Origin of the sequence: Bradyrhizobium sp., assembly GCF_049512235.1 — a bacterium.
In the GTDB taxonomy this organism is placed as follows: Bacteria; Pseudomonadota; Alphaproteobacteria; order Rhizobiales; family Xanthobacteraceae; genus Bradyrhizobium.
The window spans coordinates 1-3,527 of sequence record NZ_JBEKXH010000603.1; the positions used below are offsets into that span (position 1 = coordinate 1).

The window sequence follows — 3,527 nt, forward strand, 5'->3', positions numbered from 1 at the left end:
CCGCAATGGTTTTTGCCGTTGTACAGCGGTTGGTTCTGGCCAGGTTCGAGGATCTCAGAAATTGAATGCTTTGTCGGAACATTCGTCATTCACGTGCGGTACAGCCCCCACCGTTTGTGCTGCTATCGGCTTTTCTTCTGACTTCGGCACACCGCGAATTCTTGCTGCAACGCAAAACTCGGTCGCTATCGAGGCATGTCGGACATGGATCGAGCGAATGCCATGGGCGAATCAACATAAGAAGCTTTGTCAGCTCGCCGCTGGTAGTCCTCGGCAAGGGCTTTGAGCTGACCCGCAATTGCCCGGTCGGCCATGGCTTGGGCGGCGCGGAGCAAAGTCTGTGCTGTTTTCAGGTATTCCTCGCCTCGTTGTGAGATCTGGAACGTCAAAGAGTCCTCGCGCGTTTCTCTGGCCTGATCCAAGGCGATTTGCAGCCAGGGCAGCCAATCGCGGTCACTTGCCTGGCGAGCTTTGAAGCGAGCGACGCACTTCCGGGAACAAAGGGCGGTTCGCCACGAGTAGTGCCGGACGAGACCAAACCTGCCATCACACGCTGCGCATCGCGCGGCTCTGCCGGATTGAAGACTTTCGGAGCAGTTGGGCATTGCAGTCTCCTCTTGGTGCTATCGTCGCTGTTGGTCGATCCATTGTTTTTCGCGGCCGCACTTCATCAGCCTATGCGCCTTTCCAACACATGCACCCTAAGACGATCGCGATCGGCGGCTCAATTGAACGTAGGTAATCCTCGGCCATCCAAAGGGGTCAAGGAACGATACCAAGGTTTATGTGCTCGCCCGTAAAGCCGACCACTTCCGCAACGGCTGTGGGGCGGCCACTTCCGGTCCGAGAGCAAAGCAACGCTACGCCGATGGAAATGCACCGTTCAATTTGAAAACTCCGATCGGCTCGTGGCCCCGGTCCTTGGCGATCTGGTGCACCGTGCGGCCGTCGGAGTCTTGTGTTGCGGGATCAAAGCCCGACGCAAAGGCACGGCGGACGGCCTCAACGTCGCCGGCGTGTGCCGCTTTGAAAACGCGATCGCGGTCACGATGCGCTGGACTGATCCTGTCGACATGCGACTTCAGCGCGCGCCAGCTCTTGAAGCCATACTCATGGGCGACCGCCAACTGAGCCATTCGCTCAGCGCGTAGGATGGGTTGAGCCCTTCGCGAAACCCATCGCTTTCATAGACGAAAATAGATGGGTGTCGCTCCGCTCCACCCATCCTACGATCTAAGCTAAGCCACGGCCGCGGCAAAGAGCCCTGCCCGCCGACGCCCGCTCACCGCGGCACCACCGCGGTCGCCTCGATCTCGACCCGCGCCGCCTTTTCAACGAGGCGCACGACCTGGACCAGCGCCATGGCGGGATAATGCGTGGCGAAGATTTCGCGATAGATCTGGCCGAGCGATTTCAGGTTGGCCAGATACTCTTCGATGTCGACGACATACCAGGTGAGACGCACGAGATGTTCGGGCCGCGCGCCGCCCTCGGCCAGAATGGCTTTGATGTTGCTCAGGGCCTGGCGAACCTGGCCTGCGAAATCACCCGGCAGATGTCCCTGTTGATCCCAGCCGATGACGCCGCCGGTCACCACCAGGCGGCCGTCGGCCGCCATGCCGTTGGCATATCCCTTCGGCGCCGGCCAGCCGCTCGGTTGCAGGATTTGCGGACCGGCATCCGGCATTTCGCCCTTGGCAACCGGCAGCACTGCCAGCGTGGACCCTTTTGACGTGCTCACCCGGGGCTCTCCATCCCTTCAGAAACAAAATTATTCGGCAGCCATGCCGGCTGACGTCGGCGGTGTGCCGGCCTGGGCCATCTGCCGCAAGGCAAATCGTTTCAGTTTGCCGGTTTCGGTCTTCGGCAGCTGGCCCACGAATTCGATCGCGCGCGGATATTTGTAAGGCGCGATCTCGCGCTTGACGTAGTCCTGCAACTCCGCCGCCAGCGCGCTGTCCGCGGTAACGCCGGACGCCACCACCACATAGGCCTTGACGATCATGCCGCGGGCTTCGTCGGGCGCACCGACCACGCCGCATTCGGCGACCGCAGGGTGAGTCAGCAAGGCGGCCTCGATCTCCGGCCCGGCGATGTTGTACCCACTGGAGACGATCATATCGTCGGATCGGGCCACGAAGCAAAAGCGCCCCTGCGCGTCGCGGATGAAGGTATCGCCGGTCAGATTCCAGCCCTCGCGCACATAGTTCGACTGCCGCTTGTCCGCGAGATAGCGGCATCCGGTCGGGCCGCGAACCGCGAGCCTTCCGGCGGTGCCCGGCGGCAACTCGTTCATGTCGGCGTCGACGATCCTGGCCTCGTAGCCGGAAACCGGCAGCCCGGTGGTTCCGGCGACGGCGTCGCCGGTGCGGTTGGTAATGAAGATATGCAGCAATTCCGTGCTGCCGATGCCGTCGAGAATCATCTTGCCGGTCTTGCGGGTCCAGCTATCGAAAACCGGCGCCGGCAGGGTCTCTCCGGCCGAGACCGCAAGCCGCAGCGACGACAGATCGGCGCCCTCGTCCATCGCGGCCATCATCGCCCGATAGGCGGTCGGCGAGGTAAAGCAGATCGTGGCCTTGTAGGTTTCAATGATCCTGACCATCTCGCTCGGCGCCGCGTTCTCCAACAGCGTCGCGGTCGCGCCGAACCGCAACGGAAAGATCGCAAGACCGCCGAGGCCAAACGTAAAGGCCAGCGGCGGCGACCCCACGAAGACATCATCGGGCGTGACCTTGAGAACTTCCCGGGCGTAACCATCCGCGACGATCAGGAGATCGCGATGGAAATGCATGGTCGCTTTCGGTTCGCCCGTGGTGCCGGAGGTAAACCCTAGAAGAGCGACATCATCGCGGCCGGTTTTTACCGCATCGAACCGGACCGGCTTGTTCAGCGCCACCCGATCGAGTTCGGCATCATGGTTGGAGGTCCCGTCGAAATTCACCACCTGCCTGAGAAACCGGCTGGTCTTGGCGCACGCTACCAGTTCGTCGGCGATCCGACTGTCGGTCAGCGCCAAGCCGATCTCCGCCTTGTCGACGATCTTGGTCAATTCACCGGCACGAAGCATCGGCATGGTATTGACGACGACGGCGCCCGCTTTGGTTGCCGCAAGCCACGCCGCGACCAGGGCCGGATTGTTGCCCGAGCGGATCAGAACCCGGTTGCCGGGCTTGACGCCGTAATTCTCCACCAAAGCGTGCGCCAGGCGGTTCGACCAGTCCGCCAGCTCCTTGTAGGTGCGCTGGCGACCGTTGCCGATCAGCGCGATACGATCGCCGAACCCCTGCTCGACGATCCGGTCGGTCAGCTCGACCGCGGCGTTGAGATATTCCGGGTACTGAAACTCCGGCCGGTCGAGCCGCAATTCCGGCCATTGCCAGGGCGGCGGAAGATTGCGCCGCGTGAAATCATCGACGTGACCCGATGGGCCAAGGCTCTGAATGTTGCCCGACTGAATTCCACCCGACATTTCCATCGCCCCTCGTTTCCGGGATGAAAGGATTGAGACCGAGCCGTCCGGCGGC

Annotated in this window: 4 protein-coding genes; all 4 read right to left on the bottom strand. The window is 62.0% G+C overall.

All coding sequences use genetic code 11. The features are described from left to right. Positions 1-185: 185 nt before the first annotated feature. The 4 genes from ABSG20_RS32520 to ABSG20_RS32535 all read right to left on the bottom strand — a co-directional run bounded on the left by ABSG20_RS32520 (position 186) and on the right by ABSG20_RS32535 (position 3,472). Positions 186-422: a hypothetical protein gene (locus tag ABSG20_RS32520; RefSeq protein ID WP_423868547.1), complete on the bottom strand. Its 237-nt coding sequence runs from the start codon at positions 420-422 to the stop codon at positions 186-188. A 438-nt stretch (positions 423-860) separates the two neighbouring features. Next, a complete protein-coding gene (locus ABSG20_RS32525) occupies positions 861-1,136 on the bottom strand; it encodes an ankyrin repeat domain-containing protein (RefSeq protein ID WP_423868548.1) in 276 nt (91 codons plus the stop codon). Between the two features lie 146 nt (positions 1,137-1,282). Continuing rightward, positions 1,283-1,741 carry a RidA family protein gene (locus ABSG20_RS32530; protein WP_423868549.1) on the bottom strand — a complete coding sequence of 153 codons (459 nt, stop codon included), beginning with the start codon at positions 1,739-1,741 and terminating at the stop codon, positions 1,283-1,285. Between the two features lie 30 nt (positions 1,742-1,771). Then, positions 1,772-3,472: an AMP-binding protein gene (locus ABSG20_RS32535; protein WP_423868550.1), complete on the bottom strand. Its 1,701-nt coding sequence runs from the start codon at positions 3,470-3,472 to the stop codon at positions 1,772-1,774. Positions 3,473-3,527: the final 55 nt, after the last annotated feature.